At 76.4% G+C, this 13,537-nt stretch carries 14 protein-coding genes and 1 pseudogene; 8 read left to right on the top strand and 7 right to left on the bottom strand.

Annotated features, from left to right (window positions below; genetic code table 11):
- Positions 1-97: 97 nt before the first annotated feature.
- Both ABD994_RS27095 and ABD994_RS27090 read left to right on the top strand, forming a co-directional pair.
- Entirely contained in the window at positions 98-946 is an 849-nt protein-coding gene (locus ABD994_RS27095; RefSeq protein ID WP_345423218.1) for a transglycosylase SLT domain-containing protein, read from the top strand.
- A gap of 33 nt (positions 947-979) precedes the next feature.
- The gene (locus ABD994_RS27090; RefSeq protein WP_345423215.1) at positions 980-1,825 is read left to right on the top strand and encodes an oxidoreductase; all 846 of its coding nucleotides are present in this window, start codon (positions 980-982) and stop codon (positions 1,823-1,825) included.
- Positions 1,826-1,987: 162 nt separating this feature from the next.
- On the opposite strand, the gene ABD994_RS27085 is transcribed toward ABD994_RS27090, so the two are convergent.
- Complete coding sequence (locus ABD994_RS27085; RefSeq protein WP_345423212.1) at positions 1,988-3,877, bottom strand: propionyl-CoA synthetase; 1,890 nt, start codon at positions 3,875-3,877, stop codon at positions 1,988-1,990.
- Positions 3,878-3,999: 122 nt separating this feature from the next.
- Here ABD994_RS27085 and ABD994_RS27080 point away from each other — a divergent pair, with 122 nt between their 5' ends.
- The 4 genes from ABD994_RS27080 (at position 4,000) to ABD994_RS27065 (ending at position 6,786) form a co-directional block, all read left to right on the top strand.
- Positions 4,000-4,815: a DUF4397 domain-containing protein gene (locus tag ABD994_RS27080; RefSeq protein ID WP_345423209.1), complete on the top strand. Its 816-nt coding sequence runs from the start codon at positions 4,000-4,002 to the stop codon at positions 4,813-4,815.
- 104 nt (positions 4,816-4,919) lie between these two features.
- Positions 4,920-5,450 carry a class F sortase gene (locus tag ABD994_RS27075; protein WP_345423206.1) on the top strand — a complete coding sequence of 177 codons (531 nt, stop codon included), beginning with the start codon at positions 4,920-4,922 and terminating at the stop codon, positions 5,448-5,450.
- A 54-nt stretch (positions 5,451-5,504) separates the two neighbouring features.
- Positions 5,505-6,134, top strand: a complete 630-nt coding sequence (locus ABD994_RS27070; RefSeq protein WP_345423203.1) for an RNA polymerase sigma factor — start codon at positions 5,505-5,507, stop codon at positions 6,132-6,134.
- Positions 6,115-6,786, top strand: coding sequence for an anti-sigma factor (locus ABD994_RS27065; protein WP_345423200.1), 672 nt, complete (start codon positions 6,115-6,117; stop codon positions 6,784-6,786). The genes ABD994_RS27070 and ABD994_RS27065 overlap by 20 nt, the downstream gene beginning before the upstream one ends.
- A 15-nt stretch (positions 6,787-6,801) precedes the next feature.
- Here the strand turns inward: ABD994_RS27065 and ABD994_RS27060 are convergent, their stop codons facing one another.
- From ABD994_RS27060 to ABD994_RS27035, 6 genes are all read right to left on the bottom strand, one after another.
- Positions 6,802-8,115, bottom strand: coding sequence for an amidohydrolase family protein (locus ABD994_RS27060; protein ID WP_425550134.1), 1,314 nt, complete (start codon positions 8,113-8,115; stop codon positions 6,802-6,804).
- Positions 8,116-8,172: 57 nt separating this feature from the next.
- Entirely contained in the window at positions 8,173-8,736 is a 564-nt protein-coding gene (locus ABD994_RS27055; protein WP_345423194.1) for a hypothetical protein, read from the bottom strand.
- Positions 8,737-9,438, bottom strand: coding sequence for an NYN domain-containing protein (locus tag ABD994_RS27050; protein WP_345423191.1), 702 nt, complete (start codon positions 9,436-9,438; stop codon positions 8,737-8,739).
- 41 nt (positions 9,439-9,479) lie between these two features.
- Entirely contained in the window at positions 9,480-10,238 is a 759-nt protein-coding gene (gene trmB / locus ABD994_RS27045; protein ID WP_345423188.1) for a tRNA (guanosine(46)-N7)-methyltransferase TrmB, read from the bottom strand.
- Positions 10,239-10,270: 32 nt separating this feature from the next.
- Positions 10,271-10,543 (bottom strand): hypothetical protein, encoded by a 273-nt coding sequence (locus ABD994_RS27040; protein WP_345423185.1) that lies wholly within the window; start codon positions 10,541-10,543, stop codon positions 10,271-10,273.
- A 112-nt stretch (positions 10,544-10,655) separates the two neighbouring features.
- The gene (locus ABD994_RS27035) at positions 10,656-11,096 is read right to left on the bottom strand and encodes a hypothetical protein (RefSeq protein WP_345423182.1); all 441 of its coding nucleotides are present in this window, start codon (positions 11,094-11,096) and stop codon (positions 10,656-10,658) included.
- Between the two features lie 125 nt (positions 11,097-11,221).
- Here ABD994_RS27035 and ABD994_RS27030 point away from each other — a divergent pair, with 125 nt between their 5' ends.
- Together ABD994_RS27030 and ABD994_RS27025 are read left to right on the top strand one after the other, a co-directional pair.
- Positions 11,222-12,661 carry a dynamin family protein gene (locus tag ABD994_RS27030; protein ID WP_345423179.1) on the top strand — a complete coding sequence of 480 codons (1,440 nt, stop codon included), beginning with the start codon at positions 11,222-11,224 and terminating at the stop codon, positions 12,659-12,661.
- A pseudogene (locus tag ABD994_RS27025) lies at positions 12,658-13,537 on the top strand (hypothetical protein); the annotation flags it as partial. The gene ABD994_RS27030 and the pseudogene ABD994_RS27025, both read left to right, overlap by 4 nt.

Raw genomic sequence — 13,537 nt, 5'->3', positions numbered from 1 at the left:
GTTCGCTGGCGTTCCATCACGGAACGGTCACGACGGCGGCTCCCCCACTCCGCGCTGTCCGGCCGTTCTCCCCCGAGTGACGAGCGAGGTGACGCGCGTGGCGCGACACGGGCGCAGTGGGTCCGACGAGCCGGCCACCACCCCGTTCTCGCTGGGGGCCATCCCCTCGGCCGGACGCCGGAACCGCTCCTCGTCGACCACGGGCTCCGTGCTCGTCGCCGCCGTCGCCGCCGGCGCGGTGCTCCCCGCGATCCAGACGCTCGACACCCACGTCGCCGACGCCGAGGCGCCCCGCGCGGCGGCGCCGGACCCCGCGGCCACGACCGCGGCGCTCGCCCTCGCCTCGCAGCACCGCACCGTGGGCGGCGCCGTCGCCGTCAGCCCGGTGACGATGCCGACCGGCGCGTCCACCGTGTCGACCGCGTCGTCGGGCTCCGGCTCCTCGGACGAGCCGAGCGCCGGGGACTCCGGCGACGTCACGTCGCTGATGAAGTCGATGAGCATCGAGCGCGAGAACGGGCCCCTCGAGTTCGGCCGGCCCTACGAGGCCGGCAACGAGCGCACCCTCGACGGCCAGATCGCCAAGGCCCTGGGCCTCATGGGCCTGCCGCAGCGCCTCGCCCCCGGCGTCAAGAAGATCATCATGCGCGAGTCCACGGGCAACGCCCGCGCGGTCAACAACTGGGACTCCAACGCCGCGGCGGGCACCCCGTCGAAGGGGCTCATGCAGCTCATCGACACGACGTTCCGCAACGCCGTGCTCCCGGACCTCGCCGACCGCGGGATCTTCGACCCGGTCGCCAACATCACCGCCGGCGTCCGCACCATGATCGCGAACCACAGCATCCAGGACGTCGCCAACGGCGGCCTGCGCAACTCGTCGGGCAACTACATCGGCTACGGCGGCGCGGCCATCCCGGACGACGGTCTCGGCCGCGCCAGCTGAGCGCGCGCGCCCCGGCAGGGGTAAGCCGGAGGCATGAGCGAACGAACGTGGCTGATCACCGGTGCGTCCCGGGGCCTGGGCCGGGCCCTGGCGGAGGCGGTCCTCTCCTCCGGTGACCGGGTGGTCGCCACCGCACGGGACGCCGGCACCCTCGACGACCTCGCCGGGAAGTACCCCGACACCCTCCTGGCCCGCGACCTCGACGTCACCGACCGGGACCGGGTCCTCGCCGTGGTCAACGCCGTCGCCGCCGAGACCGACCGGATCGACGTCCTGGTCGCCAACGCGGGCTACGGGCTGGCCGGCGGCGTCGAGGAGGTCAGCGAGGCCGAGGCCCGCGCGCAGGTCGAGGTGAACCTGTTCGGCGCCCTGTGGTCGATGCAGGCGGTGCTGCCGACGATGCGCGCCCAGCAGCGCGGCCACATCCTCCCGATCTCGAGCATCGGCGGGGTCGGCGCCTTCCCCAACACCGGGCTCTACCACGCCACCAAGTGGGGCCTCGAGGGCATGGCCGAGTCGCTGGCCCAGGAGGTCGCGCCGTTCGGCATCAAGGTCACCATCGTCGAGCCCGGCCCGTTCCGCACCGACTGGAACGGCGGCAGCATGGTGCGCGCGACGCCGATGCACGCCTACGACGACGTGCTGGGCCCGCGCCGGGCGGCCATGGACGGCTCGCAGGCGTTCACGCAGCCCGGCGACCCGCGCCGCGCGGGCGAGGCGATGATCCGCGTGGTGGACGCGGACGACCCGCCCCGGCGCCTGCTGCTCGGCGCGATGGCGGCCGACCTCGCGCCGAAGCTCTGGCAGCAGCGCATCGACGAGGCCGGCGCCTGGCGCGACCTCGCCGTCGGCGCCGACTTCCCGCCCGACGAGCGTTGACCGGCGCCCCGCAGCGAACGGGTCTCTCGCTGCTTCTACGCGCGCGAAGTCCCCGTTGATCACCCGGGCCGTGATCGCGCGGCCGAGCGGGCACCGCAGCGAACGCGCTGTTCGTACGCCTAGAAGCTGCGAACAGCGCGTTCGCTGCGTCAGGGGCGGGGCTCAGGTACCGGGGCCCTTCTGCAGCACCGGGCGCAGGGTGTCGAGCACGCTCGCGTCGTCGATCGTCGACGGGACGGCCTCGTCCTTCCCGTCGGCGATGCCGCGCATGGTCTTGCGCAGCACCTTGCCCGAGCGGGTCTTGGGCAGGGCCGGGACGATCGCCACGTTCTTGAACGACGCCACGGCGCCGACCTCGTCGCGGACCATCGCCACGAGCTCGGCGGAGAGCTCGGCCTCGTCGCGCTCGACGCCGGCCTTGAGCACGACGAACCCGCGCGGGACCTGGCCCTTCATCGCGTCGTGCACGCCGATGACGGCGCATTCGGCGACGTCCTGGTGCCCGGCGAGCACCTCCTCCATCGACCCGGTCGACAGGCGGTGGCCGGCGACGTTGATGACGTCGTCGGTGCGGCCCATGACGTAGAGGTAGCCGTCCTCGTCGAGGTAGCCGCCGTCCCCGGTGAGGTAGTAGCCCTCGTAGCGGGACATGTAGGACTCGCGGAAGCGCTCGTCGTCGTTCCACAGCGTCTGCAGGCAGCCCGGGGGCAGCGGCAGCTTGATCGTGATGGCGCCCTCCTCGCCGCGCGGCAGCACGGTGCCGTCGACGTCGAGGATCTCCACCTGGTAGCCGGGCACGGGCACCGACGGCGACCCGGCCTTGAGCTCCATCGGCTCGAGGCCCCGCAGGTTGGCCGCGATCGGCCAGCCCGTCTCGGTCTGCCACCAGTGGTCGACCACCGGCACGCCGAGCTTCTCCGACGCCCACGTCCAGGTCTCCGGGTCGAGGCGCTCACCGGCCAGGAAGAGCGTCTCGAGCGAGGAGATGTCGTAGTCCTGGAGGTACGTCGCGTCCGGGTCCTCCTTCTTGATGCCCCGGAACGCGGTGGGCGCGGTGAACAGCGCCTTCACCCGGTGCTCCTGGACCACCCGCCAGAACTGCCCGGCGTCGGGGGTCCCGATCGGCTTGCCCTCGTAGAGCACGGTGGTCGCCCCGATGAGCAGCGGCGCGTAGACGATGTAGGAGTGCCCGACGACCCAGCCGACGTCGGACGCGGTGAACATGACCTCGCCGGGCCCCACGTCGTAGACGTTGGTCATCGACCAGGCCAGCGCGACCGCGTGGCCGCCGTTGTCGCGCTGGACGCCCTTGGGCTTGCCGGTGGTACCGGAGGTGTAGAGGACGTAGAGCGGGTCGGTGGCCCGGACCGGGACGCACTCGGCGGGCTCGGCGTCCCGGACGGCCTCGGCCCAGTCGAGGTCGCGCTCGCCCATCGGCGCGGTGTACTGCGGGCGCTGGAAGACGATCGAGCGGCCGGGGTCGTGCGAGGCGAGCTCGATGGCCTTGTCCAGCAGCGGCTTGTACTCCACGACCCGCTTGCCCTCGATGCCGCAGGAGGCGGACACGATCGCCGACGGCTGCGCGTCGTCGATGCGCACGGCGAGCTCGCGGGCGGCGAAGCCGCCGAAGACCACGGAGTGCACGGCGCCGAGGCGGGCGCAGGCGAGCATGGCGACGGCGGCCTCGGGGATCATCGGCATGTAGATGATCACGCGGTCGCCCTTGTCGACGCCCACCGAGCGCAGCACCCCGGCGAACGCGGCGACGCGGTCGCGCAGCTCGCGGTAGGTGTAGCGCTGGCGGCTGTCGGTGACCGGCGAGTCGTGGACGAGCGCGACCTGGTCGCCGCGGCCGTTCTCGACGTGGCGGTCCAGCGCGTTGTGGCAGGTGTTGAGCTCGCCGCCCGCGAACCACGTCGAGAACGGCAGCGCCGACGCGTCCATGATCGTGTCGGGCTCGCGGTACCAGTCGATGAGCGCGGCGGCCTCGCGCCAGAAGCCGTCCGGGTCGGTCATGCTGCGGTCGTAGGCCTGCCGGTACTCGCCACTCATGGCCCGGACCCTAACCACGCGTCGTGACCCGGCGCACCGTCCGACGGTGCGGGTGCATCCGCCGCGGGACCCGCGGCCGTAGTGGGGGGTGTCCGTCGCGACACCCCACACCGAGGAGAACCATGCGCCGCCTCGCCCGCGCCGCCGGAGGAGCCCTGATCGCGTCCGCGATCGTGCTGGGCACCGCCGGGGTCGCCAGCGCCCAGGAGACCGGGACCGTCTACGTCGTCCACGGCATCCCCGACACCCCCGTCGACGTCTACGTCGACGGTCAGCGCGCCCTCGACGACTTCGCGCCCGGCACGGCCCAGGGCCCGCTGGACCTGCCGTCGGGCTCGCACCAGGTCGCGGTCTTCCCCGCCACCGCCCCCGACGGCTCGGGACAGCCCCTGCTCTCGGCGCAGGCCGACGTGCCCGCCGGCGGGAACGTCACCCTGGCCGCGCACCTCACCGAGCAGGGCCAGCCGGCCCTGACGCCGCTGGTCAACGAGGTGGGCGCCGTGCCCGCCGGGCAGGCCCGCGTCGTCGTGCGGCACCTCGCCGCCGCGCCCGCCGTCGACGTCCTGGCCGGCGGCCAGCCCGTCGTGGAGGGCCTGACCAACCCCGACCAGCGGGCGCTCGAGGTGCCCGCGGGCACGATCTCGGCCGCCGTCGCCGCCGCCGGCAGCACCGACCCGGTGATCGGGCCTGCCGACCTGGATCTGCGCGAGGGCACGACGACGTTCGTGCACGCCATCGGGTCGCTCGAGCAGCGGAACCTGCAGCTGGTGACCTTCACGGTGTCGGGCGGCGACAGCGCGCCGCACGGCGTCCCGGCGGGCGCGCCCTCCGGTGCGCCGGCCGCGGGGCCGTTCGGGGTGTGGGCCGCGGTCGCCGCGCTCGGCGTCGCGCTGGTGGTGGCGTCGCTGGCCCGCCTGCGACCTGCGCGCCGGCGCTGACCGGTCGCCTCCCCGCCCTGGCCGGGCTGGTCGTCGGCCTCGCGCTGACGATCGGCTCGGCCTGGGTCGGGCTCTCCGGACCCGCCGCTCCTGACCCCGCGCCGGTGGCGGCGTCGCCCGCCCCGGTCCGGGCGCCCACGACGACGCCGCCGGCCCGGGAGCCCGCGGCGCCGACCCGCCTGCGCGTCCCGGCGATGGACCTCGACGCGCCCGTGGTGCCGGTCGGCGTCGCCGCCGACGGGCAGATGGAGGTCCCCGGACGCATCAGCGAGATCGGCTGGTACCGCTTCGGCGCGGCTCCGGGGTCCCCCGCGGGTTCCGCGGTGCTCGCGGGCCACGTCGACGACCGCGTGCAGGGCAAGGGCGCCTTCGCCGACCTCGGCGCCCTGCGTCCGGGCGACGAGGTCGGCGTCGGGACCGGGGACGGCGTCGGGACCGGGAACGGCGTCGTGACCTACCGCGTGCGGGAGGTCCGGTCGTTCGCGAAGGAGGCCCTGCCCGTGGACGACCTGTTCCGCGAGACGGGCCCGCCCCGCCTCGTCCTCGTCACCTGCGACGGGCCGTTCGACCGCGCCGCCCGCAGCTACCGCGACAACCTCGTCGTGGTCGCCGACCCGGTCCCGGGTGCCCGGTGATCGGGAGTTTGGCCGTTTCGTCCCCGGTCACTCTGACGGGGTGAGGGCCGCCCGGTGACCGACGGGATCGAGCGTCGCTCCCGCGCGGCCGTGCCCGCGCCGTCCGCGCCGGTCGCCGACGACGAGCGCATCGGCCGGGCGTTGCGCGCCGGCGAGCCGGGCGCCCTGCGCGAGGCCTACGACAGCCACGGCGGCTGGGTGCTCGCGGTGGCCCGCCGCAGCCTGGGCTCGCCGGACGACGAGGACATCACCCAGCAGGTGTTCGCCGACGCCTGGCGGGGCCGCGCCGGGTTCGACCCGGAGCGCGGACCTCTCGGCGCCTGGCTCGCGGGCATCCTGCGCCGTCGCGTCGCGGACCGTCTGGGGGTCCGGGGGCGGGAGGCGCGGGTCGGGGTCCGCGCCGACCTCGGCGACCCCGGCGTCGGCGTCCTCGACGACGCCGACGCGACGGACCCGCCGCTGGCCGACCAGGTCGTCGGCTCGCTGCTGGTCGCGGACGAGCTCGCCCGGTTACCTGCGGAGCAGGCGCGGGTACTCCGTCTGGCGGTACTCGACGAGCTCACCCACGCACAGATCGCGGCCGCCACCGGGCTCCCCCTCGGCACGGTCAAGAGCCACGCGCGCCGGGGGCTCGCCCGGTTGCGACGACGGTGGGAGGCCGACGGTGTGGCACCCGACGGCTGACCAGCTCACCGCCGCGGCCCTGCCCGGCGAGCCCGACGACCCGGCGGTGACCGCCCACCTGCGCGACTGCGCGACGTGCGCGGCGGAGGTCGACGCCCTGCGCCGCACCGTCGGGCACGCCCGCCACGGCATGACCCTCGACGTCCACCCGCCGCCCCCGGCCCCGGTCTGGGACGGGATCCTCGCCCGGCTCGACGACGACGACGCCCCACCCGCGGCGGCGCCGCCGCGGCGGTCCCGGGCCGTGGTGGGGGCCGGCATCGCCGCGGCCCTGGTCGCCGTCGCCGCCGTCGTCGCCGTCGTCCTGGGCGTGGCGACGCCCGGCCCCGGCGCCCCGCCGGCCACGGCCCGCGTGGTGCTGGTCGCCGCGCAGCCCGGCGTCACCGGCAGCGTCGAGGGCCGGCCGGGAGGCATGCACGTCGAGGTGACGGTGCCCGCGGGCATCCCGGCCGGTCACGACCTCGAGGTGTGGGACACCGCCACGGGCGCTCCGCGCTCGCTCGGCGTGCTGGTCGCCGACGGGGCGCGAACGCACTGGCAGGGCGACCTCGCGCTGCCCGCCGCGGGCGGCATGCCCCCGCTCGACGTCTCCCTCGAGCCGGTCGGCGAGGGCCCGCAGCACTCCGGGATCAGCCTGGCCCACACGCCCTGACCGGGCCGCGAGCGGTCAGGCCTTGACCTTCGCGGCCACGCGGCGGGCGCCGGCGAGCACCTCGGCGGGGTCCACGCGCGTGGGGGTGCCGTCGGCGAGCACCGGGTCGCCGGCCACCCACACGTCGCGCACGCCGCGCGCGCCGCCGGCCCAGACGAGGTTGGAGACGAGCTGGTCGTCGTCGTCCGGGTCGACGAAGGCGGGGTCGTCGATCGCGACGTGCACGAGGTCGGCCCAGGCGCCGGGCGCCAGCACGCCGAGGTCGTCACGGCCCAGCGCGCGGGCGCCCTCCCGGGTGGCCAGGGCGAGCGCATCGGCGGCGGTCAGCGCCGTGGCGTCGGCGCCGCGCTGGCGGGCGAACAGCGAGGCGAGGCGCTGCTCCTCCCACAGGTCGAGGTCGTCGTTGGACGCGGGCGAGTCGGTGCCCAGGCCGACGCGGACGCCGGCCGCCCGCAGGTCGGTGACGCGGGCGACCCCGGCGGCGAGCTTGGCGTTCGAGCCGGGGCAGTGGGCGACGGCGACGTCGTGGCGGGCGAGGATCGCGATGTCGTCGTCGGAGAGCTGGATGGCGTGCGCGGCGAGAACCCGCCCGCCCAGCGAGCCGGTCGCCTCGAGCATCGCGGGCACGGAGCCGAACTCGGCGCGCACGGCGTCGTCCTCGCCGGGCGCCTCGGCGACGTGGAGGTGCATCAGCGCGCCGCGCTCCCGCGCGAGCCCGGCCGTGGTCACGATCGCCTCGGTCGGCAGCGTGTACGCCGCGTGCGGGCCGTACCCCAGCTCGACGCGCTCGCCCGGCCCGAAGCGCAGCCCGTCGGTGTCGATCCAGCGGCTGATCGCGTCGCGCATCTGCTCCCAGGTACCGAGCCGCTCCATCCCGGGCGCGGTGATGATCCCCGGCGTCAGCACCACCCGGGAGCCGATCTCCAGCACGGCGTCGACCACGTGCTCGGCCTGGAAGTACATCTCGGTGGAGGTGGTGACGCCGCCGCGCAGCATCTCCGCGGCGCCCGCGAGCATGCCGGCGCGCACGTCGGCGCCGCCCAGCTTGGCCTCGGCGGGCCAGATGACCTCCATCAGCCACCGCATCAGCGGCAGGTCCCCGCCCATCCCGCGCAGCACGGCCAGCGGCGTGTGCGCGTGGGTGTTGACCAGGCCCGGCATGAGCAGGCCGGACAGGTGCGTCGTCGGGGCGTCGGTGGCCGGGGCGGTGGCGGCGGGCCCGACGTGGGTGATCCGCCCGTCGTCGTCGACGTCGACCACCGCGTCGCGCACCACGGACATGGCCGCGTCGCAGGGCAGGACGACGGGGGCGGTCAGGCGCATCGACACGGCGCCCATGATGGCCTACGGCCTCGTGAGTGATCCGGGTCGTCGGGACGGCCCGGATCACTCACCTGCGGAGCATCGGGCGGCGAGCGCGGCGAGCGTCCGCAGCTGGCGGCGCATCATCACGAGGTCGCCCCACGCGAGCAGCGCGCGCAGCAGGCCGCCGCGGCGGGTGCCGTCGACGGCGACCGTCGCGACCAGCCGCGAGCCCGCGGGGTCCGGCGCGACGGCGTAGGTGATCGCGAACTCGGCGACGGGCCCGCGTCCGCGCCGCCGCCGACGCAGCGTCATCTGCCGCCCGGGCTCGACCGTGGCGACGACGAAGATCACGAGGAGGCCCTGGCCGGCGCGGACGTCGTCGGCGCCGGGGGTGAGCTCCCGGGGGCTGCGCCGGACCCTCGGGAGACGAAGCGGAGCGGAGCTCGACCAGTCGAGGTTGTCGACCAGGTCGTAGCTGTAGGGAGCGACGGTCAGCTGGCAGACCCAGCGCCACAGCACCGCCGGCGACGCCGTCGACGTGACCCCGCGCGTCCAGCGGGCCCGCGGCGCGGGGACGAGGTCGTCGGCGGGCGTCGATCGTGCCCGCTCGGCCGGCGACGTCCCCCAGTGCGCCGGCAGGTCCACCTACCGCTCCAGCAGGGACCGCAGCGAGCGCAGCGGCGGCAGCCAGGCGCCGGTGTCGGGCAGGGTGTCGAGGCTGACGCGCGGCAGGGGCTCGCGGAAGACGCCCTCGATGTCCTCGAGGTCGAGGAAGTCGACGATCTCCGAGGCCACCGCGAACGCGGCGTACTCGCGGAACCCAATCACGGTGACCGTGATGCCCTGCGCGACGAGCGCCTCGAGCGGCTCGCGGAAGGCGCGCCCGTCGCCGGACGCCACGACGACGTGCGAGAGCCCGCCCTCGCTCCGCCGCAGCTCGATGTGGGCGAGCATGTCCTCGTCGACGTCGGAGTCCTCGACGACCTTCGGCTTGGCGAACACCGCGAAGCCGACGTTGCGCAGCGCCTCGACCCACGGCCGCACGATCTCGGTGGAGCCGGGCACGACGTTGGTGAAGACGGTCGCCTCGGCGATGCCGTCGACGCCGGCCTCGGACAGCAGCCACCGGCCGACGGCGTCGAACCGCGGGCGGAAGGCCGACGTCGGGCGGGTGCCGAGCAGCGAGCCGAGGCTCATGTCGATGTTGGGCGCGTCCCAGACCAGCAGCGTCCGCGCCGGCGGCGCCTCCACGGTGCCGTTCTCGCCGGCGTCCTCGATGCCCCCGGACAGCGCGGCGGGCGCCGTGGGTGCGGTGGCGAGGTCGGCGGGCGAGGGGGACGGCGACACGGGCCCGACTCTAACCGCCCGGCGGCGGACACGACGCGTGCTCAGGGCGCGCCTCCCTCGTGCGCGCGACGCACGAGCACGAGGTCCCGGCTGGGCCGTCCCTCCTGCTCCGCGCGGGCCTCGAACTTGGTGCGCGGGCGCCACGCGGGGCGGGGCGCGAAGCCGCCGTGGGGGTTGTCCAGCAGGGGCTCGGCGGCGGTCACCTCGAGCATCCACTCGGCGTAGTCCGCAACGTCGGTGGCGAGGTGCAGCGTCGCCCCCGGGGCGAGCCGCGAGGCCATCAGCGCGACGGTGGCCGGCTGGACCAGGCGGCGCTTGTGGTGGCGGCGCTTGGGCCACGGGTCGGGGTAGTAGACGCGCAGGCCGGCCAGCGCGCCGGGCGCGATCAGCTCGGAGAGCACGACGACGGCGTCCCCGCGCAGGAGCCGGAGGTTCTCCAGCCCCTGCTCCTCGAGGCGCATCATCAGCTGCGCGAGACCCGGCGGGTAGACCTCGACGGCGACGTGGTCGGTGTCGGTCTCGGCGGCGGCGAGGGCGGCGGTCGTCTCCCCCATGCCGGACCCGATCTCGAGCCGCAGCGGCGCGGTGCGCCCGAACCAGGCAGCGGCGTCGAGCCGGCCGTCGTCGTCCCGGGGCGGCCCGGGACCGTCGAAGCCGGGCGCGGACGCGCCGTACCGGGACCAGAGCCGGTCCCACGCGCGCTGCTGCCCGGCGGTCATCCGCCCGCCGCGGTCGGTGAAGCTGACCACCGAGCGCCGCGGGACGTCCGTCGTCGGCAGCGTGTCGTGCTCGGGGCCCATCCCCCGATCCTCACACGACGACGGTGATCGGCTCAGTGCCGGCGCAGGGGCGCGAGCGTGGCGCGGTCGGGGGTGATCCGGAAACGGACGGCCGCCGCCGGGATGCCGAGCACGGAGGAGACGAGGCGGCGGGCCGCCGCGTCGGCGTCGGCGAGGCGGTCGACGACGACCTGCTGCCCGGAGGGGCCGAAGCGCAGCGTCCAGCCGGAGGAGCGGAAGGTGGCCGTGACCGGGTGCACGACGTCGGCGAGACGCGGCATCGGCAGGGTCAGCGGCTCGCCGACCCGCGCGGGGCGCCGGGTCAAGGGGACGAGGGTCACACACGGACATCGCCGCGATCTCGGCGCGGGTTAGCCCTCCGAACCCGGATGACCCGGTCGGACGAACCGAGGTGCCCGGTCGGACGCCGAGCGGTCGTCAGGCACCGCCGGACGGGGGTCCGCCCTCGATCACCTGCTGGCGAGGGCTCTGGCGGGCGCGCCGCTGCTGCTCGTACTGCGCGGTCATCTCCGACTCGAGCGTCTCGCTGCGGCGGCGGCTACGGATGCGCGCGAGCAGGAGCAACGTCAGGCCGTGGAGGACGCCGAGCAGGAGCATCACGCCGCCGAGCTGGGTGATGACGATCTGGACGGTGCCCTGGACGTCGAAGGGCCGGTAGGTGGAGATGAGCGCCAGGAAGCCCAGCGCGACGAGGTGGAACAGCACCCCGAGCAGGCGGTTCGCGGAGACCGCGGTCTCCTCGGAGTCGAAGACGTCGCGCAGGAAACCGATGCCCGACCGCATGAGGATCTGGCCCACCACCAGCGTGATGACGGCGCCGACGACGACGATGAAGATGTACGTGCCGGTGTCGAGCACGGGCCTGGTCCCTCCCGGGTGACGGTTCGTGAGCAGTCTCCCCTGACGGGCGATCACGCGAAACCCTTCGCGACGTGTGCGAACGGGCCCTGCGTGACCGGCCGGGCGCCTACCCTGCGACCACTGTGGGCCCCTTGCGCAACGCCGTCGTCGCGACATGCCGCGCGCTGGCCCCCCGGGTGTCGCTCCCCACGGCCGACGCGGTCGACGCGGTGGCCGCCCGGATGCTCGCGACGCCCTCGCTCGTCGTCGCCGGGCCGGTGTCGTCGGGCAAGTCGACGCTGGTCAACGCCCTGGTCGGACGCCGGGTGGCGCCCACCGGCGCCGGCGAGTGCACCGGCCTGACCGCCCACTACGTCCGCGGCCCGGCGGACCGCCTCGACGTCGTGCTCGTCGACGGCTCGCGGCGGCCCCTGCCGCTCGCGGCCGGGGGACGCGTGCCGGCCGCGGTCGGCGACCGGCTCGGGGTGCGCCCCGAGGACGTCGACCACCTGGTGGTCACCCTGACGAGCGCGGCCCTCGACGACCTCACGGTGATCGACACCCCGGGCACCGGCTCCGCGCGGCGCCCGGACGGTGTGGCGGGCGGGCAGCACGCCGACGCGGCGCTCGTCGTCCTGCCGTCCACGGCCCACCCCGGCGACCTCGACGTCCTTCCCGGACCGGCCGCGCACGGCCCGGCCGGGGTCGTCGCCGTCCTCGGGCGGGCGGACACCGTCGGCCCCGACGACGGGCACGACCTCGCCGTCGAGCTCGGCCGCCGCCTCGGCGACCGGGTGGGGCCGGTGACGCCGGTGATCGGCCTGCTGGCCGAGACGGCGGTGACGGGCGCGCTGCGCACCGAGGACGTCGGCGCGCTGCGGGTGCTCGCCGGAGCCGAGCCGGCCGTGCTCGAGGTCGCGCTGCTCGACGCGGAGCTGTTCACCACCGCGGACCTGCCCGTGCCCGTCGAGGCGCGCACCCGGCTGCTCGAGCTGCTCGACCTGCGGGGCCTCGCGCTCGGGCTCGCGCTGCTGCGGGCGGACGCCGCGGCCGGTGTCGGGGAGCTGTGCGACGCGCTGCTGGCCGCGTCCGGGCTCGCGACGCTGGTGGGGCGCCTGCAGGACGAGGTCCGGGCCCGCGCCGACCTGCACGCCGCCACCGCCGGCGTGCGGGACCTGGCCGCGCTCGCCGAGGCGCGCACCCGCGCCGAGGCCCGCGACGGGACCGGCGCCGGCGAGGGAACCCGGGTCGCCGACGCCGCCGCGGCGCTCGCCCGGCGCGACGCCTTCACCGAGCGGGCGCTCCTCGCCGCCCGGGCCCGCCTGTGGGCGGGCTCGCTGGGCCTGCCGGTCGAGCTGCTCGAGGAGGTCGACCACCTCGCCGCCGCGGCCCCGCCCGACGTGCGGATGGGGCGGCCGGGTGCGGGTCCGGTCGAGCTCGCGGGACACGCGGCCCGGCGCGCGGCGTGGTGGCGGGCCTACGGGACGTGGGGCTCGCCGCGGCGCATCGCCGACCTCGCCCACGTCGTCCACCGCACCTACGTGCGGCTGTGGCGGGAGCTGACGGCGGGTCGGGCCGCGTGACCGAGGACGTCCCGGCCCGGGTCGCCCGCCTCCGCGAGGAGCTGACGACGCTGCTCACCCGCCTCGATCCCGGGGCGGCCGCGACGGCCGCCGCACCGCCGCCGCCGGCCCGCCCGACCGTGGTGCTGGTGGGGGCACCGGGTCGCGGGCGCGGCGAGCTGCTCGCCGCGCTGCTGGGCCTCGACGGGCCGCCCGCGCCGGACCCCGACGGGGCGGTCCGCGCCACCCGCGAGCGCCTCGCGGTGGCCCTGCTCGAGGAGCTCGACCTCGTAAAGCCCGCCCGCGCGCAGGACCCCGGCACCTGGCCGGTGGACGGCGCCACCGCCGCGCTCGTCCTCGCCGACGCCGCCGCCCCGCTCGGCGCCGAGGAGCTCGACGCGCTGGCCCGCGCCGCCGGCCGCGTCGACACCGTCGCCTTCGCGCTCACCCGCACCGACGCGCACCGCGGCTGGCGCACGGTCCTCGAGGCCGACCGCGCCCTCGTCGCCGAGCGCGTGCCCCGCCTGGCCGGGGCACCGTGGTTCCCGGGCCTGGCCGGGCTGGCCCGGCGCGCCGCCGACATACCGCCGGCCGCGGCGGAGGCCCTGCGGCGGCGCTCCGGGCTCGCCGCCCTGCAGCGCGAGCTGCACCGGCTCGTCGCGCGACGCCGCCGCATGCTCGCCGAGGCGAACGCGCTGCGGCTGCTCGCGGCCGGGCTGGACGGCGTCGCCACCCGGGCGGAGGCGACGCGTGCAGCCCTGCGGGAGCCCGGCGACGGCGACCTCGCCCGGCCGCGACGAGCTGCTCGCCGACCGGGCCGCGCCGGGCCGCGACCACCACACCCGCTGGCGGGCCGACCTCGCCGCCGAACGGGTCGTGGCCGCCGACGACCTCGTG

Origin of the sequence: Actinomycetospora chlora (genome assembly GCF_039542135.1) — a bacterium.
Lineage (GTDB): Bacteria > Actinomycetota > Actinomycetes > Mycobacteriales > Pseudonocardiaceae > Actinomycetospora > Actinomycetospora chlora.
The sequence above is the reverse complement of the archived record's forward strand: the minus strand, read 5'-3'. Positions and strand labels throughout refer to the sequence as shown.